The sequence below is a fragment of the Microbacterium sp. zg.Y909 genome, assembly GCF_024626565.1.
The window spans coordinates 1-1,809 of sequence record NZ_JANJFJ010000597.1 but is presented as its reverse complement, the minus strand read 5'-3'; the positions used below and the strand labels follow the sequence as shown (position 1 = coordinate 1,809).

The following is a 1,809-nucleotide window of genomic DNA, read 5'->3' as shown; positions in this document are numbered from 1 at the left end:
TTGGCGATGGCGTACTGCATGAAGACGAGGTTCCAGATCTCGGTGAACCTGCTGTCATCCACCGCCGGGCCGCCGTCGCGGCCGTACGCCGGCCCGCGGTCGAAGTAGATCTCCGAGCAGGGCCCGGCCGGTCCCGGCTGGCCCGTGGTCCAGTAGTTGTCCTCGCGGCCGAGCCGCTGGATGCGGTCGGCAGGCAGTCCGGCGACCTTCTGCCACAGCTGCGCGGCCTCGTCATCGTCCTCGTAGACGGTGACCCACAGGTCGCGCTCGGCGAACCCGAGGCCGCCGTCGGCCTCGGACGACGTCAGCAGCTCCCAGGCGTAGCCGATGGCGCCTTCCTTGAAGTAGTCGCCGAACGACCAGTTGCCGAGCATCTGGAAGAACGTCCCGTGCCGGGCGGTCTTGCCGACCTCTTCGATGTCGTTGGTGCGGATGCACTTCTGCACGTCGGCGGCGCGCTTGTAGGGCGGTGGCACCGTGCCGTTGAGGTAGGGGATGAAGGGGACCATGCCGGCGATGGTGAACATCACCGACGGGTCTGGGCTGACCAGCGAGGCGGACGGCACGATGACGTGGCCGTTGCGCTCGAAATAGTCGAGGTAGCGCTGGGCGATCTCAGCGGTCTTCATTCGGGTGTCCTCGAGGGCATGGTCCAGCACCGTGTGACGGGGCCGGACGGGTGGGGGAAATCAGTCGTCGGTGGGAGTCACCGCGGCCACGACCTCGGAGAGGCGGGCCTCCTGCTCGCGATAGGCGTCGCCCATGCGATCGGTGAACTCCGTGATGCGGGCGTCGAGGTCGGCGAGCACTTCGTGGCCACGCGGGTCCTTGTCGACCATGTGGGCGAGGATGAAGCCACCGGCGATCCCCAGGACGAACCACACCAGCTTCTTCACGTCACCACATCCTCGATCTGATGCGCCGCAGAGACGGCGCGGTTCAATGTTAGGTGCAAACCGCGAAGGGCGCCGGGTTGCCCCGACGCCCTCCACACGACCTTGCGGTCTGACCCGGGGGTCAGCGCGCGGCGTAGTACTCCACGACGAGCTGCACGTCACAGGTGACGGGCACCTCGGCGCGCTTCGGGCGACGCACGAGGCGCGCCTGCAGCTTGTCGAGCTCGACCTCGATGTAGGCGGGAACGGGCGGCAGCACCTCGGCGTGACCGCCGGCAGCTGCGACCTGGAAGGGCTCGAGGCCCTCGCTCTTGGCCTTGACGTGGATGAGCTGACCCGGCTTCACGCGGAACGACGGGCGGTCCACGGTCTGGCCGTCGACCAGGATGTGGCGGTGCACGACGAGCTGGCGGGCCTGCGCGGTGGTGCGGGCGAAGCCGGCACGCACGACGAGGGCGTCCAGACGCATCTCGAGCAGCTCGACGAGGTTCTCACCCGTCAGGCCGTCCTTGCGGCGGGCCTCGTTGAACGTGTTGCGCATCTGCTTCTCGCGGATGCCGTACTGCTCGCGCAGACGCTGCTTCTCACGCAGACGGACGGCGTAGTCGCTGTCCTGCTTGCGCTTGGTGCGGCCGTGCTCGCCGGGAGCGTAGGGACGCTTCTCGAGGTAGCGGGCGGCCTTCGGGGTCAGTGCGACGCCGAGGGCGCGCGACAGACGGACCTTGCGGCGGTCCTGGGACTTCGTTGCCACGAAGTGTTCCTTCCGATGACGTGGCCGCGACTTTCGCGGCTCACGGACGTATCGCCTCTCCTCGCCCTGTCCGGACTGCACGCCGGGGCATGCCGGTAGGTGGTGAAAGAGAAGAGGGGATGCCCGAAAACTGGGTTTCGAGCCGATCAAGAGTACCAGACG

The 1,809-nt window shown here is 67.8% G+C and carries 3 protein-coding genes; all 3 read right to left on the bottom strand.

The features are described 5' to 3' along the window. A partial coding sequence (locus tag NQ160_RS23260; RefSeq protein ID WP_257517380.1) for an alanine--tRNA ligase-related protein occupies nucleotides 1-629 on the bottom strand: 629 nt, incomplete at its 3' end. A gap of 60 nt (nucleotides 630-689) precedes the next feature. Beyond that, nucleotides 690-896: a hypothetical protein gene (locus NQ160_RS23255; protein ID WP_257517379.1), complete on the bottom strand. Its 207-nt coding sequence runs from the start codon at nucleotides 894-896 to the stop codon at nucleotides 690-692. A 121-nt stretch (nucleotides 897-1,017) separates the two neighbouring features. Further along, complete coding sequence (rpsD, locus tag NQ160_RS23250) at nucleotides 1,018-1,647, bottom strand: 30S ribosomal protein S4 (protein WP_257517378.1); 630 nt, start codon at nucleotides 1,645-1,647, stop codon at nucleotides 1,018-1,020. Nucleotides 1,648-1,809: the final 162 nt, after the last annotated feature.